The organism is Microbacterium umsixpiens (genome assembly GCF_053543675.1).
This window is the reverse complement of sequence record NZ_JBLVOH010000167.1, coordinates 2,485-3,426: the sequence shown is the minus strand read 5'-3', so window position 1 is coordinate 3,426 and position 942 is coordinate 2,485. Positions and strand designations below refer to the sequence as shown.

The 942-nt window shown below is 74.1% G+C and carries 1 protein-coding gene; it reads left to right on the top strand.

From position 1 onward, the window contains the following. The coding region (locus tag ACNPM4_RS16350; protein ID WP_448986383.1) for a DUF6716 putative glycosyltransferase at positions 1-891 on the top strand (891 nt) is incomplete at its 5' end. Between the last annotated feature and the right edge of the window lie 51 nt (positions 892-942).

The window sequence follows — 942 nt, the reverse complement described above, 5'->3', positions numbered from 1 at the left end:
CGGCGCCGGCAGCGGATGCTGCGCCCGGAGCGGATACGGGTCGACGCGGCGGCCGGCGGTCGCGGTGGCATCGCGGTCGCCGAGCGCCCGGCACCGGCTGCTCCGGCGCGACCGCCTGCGACGGACATCGTGTTCGCCGCGCAGGCGCTCGTGCCCGTCGGGAAGGACGAGCGGGCCGAGATCGCGGCCATGCTGGTCCGGGCGGCGGAGGCGGAGCCCGCGCGACGCGTGGTGGTGAAGCTGCGGTCGCGGCCGGGGGAGTCGGAGACGCACCTCGAACGCGAGCCCTACGCGGGGTTGCTGCCGTCGCGCCTTCCGCAGAACCTGGTCTTCTCGTACGACTCGATGTCCGCCGCCCTGCAGACGGCCGCCGGTCTCGTCACGGTGAGCTCGACCGCCGCGATCGAGGCCACCGCGCTCGGAGTGCCCGTGATCGCGCTCGACTCCTTCGGGGTGAGCAAGAGCCTGCTGAACACGGTGTTCGTGGGAAGTGGGCTGCTCGGCGGTCGGAGCGAGGTCGTCGCCGGGCGGTTCCGGCATCCGCATCCGGACTGGCTCCGCGACAACTACTTCCATCCCGAGGTCGAGTCGACGTGGTGGGAGCGGGTGGAGCAGCTCGTGGCGCTGCGGCGCTCGGGCGCGCTGCCGCCACGCCGCGTCCCGGCCGCTCGCGGGGGAGCCCTGCACGAGGCGTGGCATCGGGCGAGCGTGCTCGGCGCCGAGGATCGCACGGTGCAGGGCGCGGTCGCGCTTGCGGTGGGTTCTCCTGCGACTCGCGCGATGGCCGCGGTCCGCGCGCGCCGGGCGCCGTCCGGCGGAGGCACCTGGTCCGATGCGTCGACGGACTACACGCTCGAGCCGAACCCGTTCGACGACTCCCTCCGGCGCTGAATCGGCCGTCTCAGCGCCCGAGGAGAGCCACGATCTGACGGTCGATGTCGT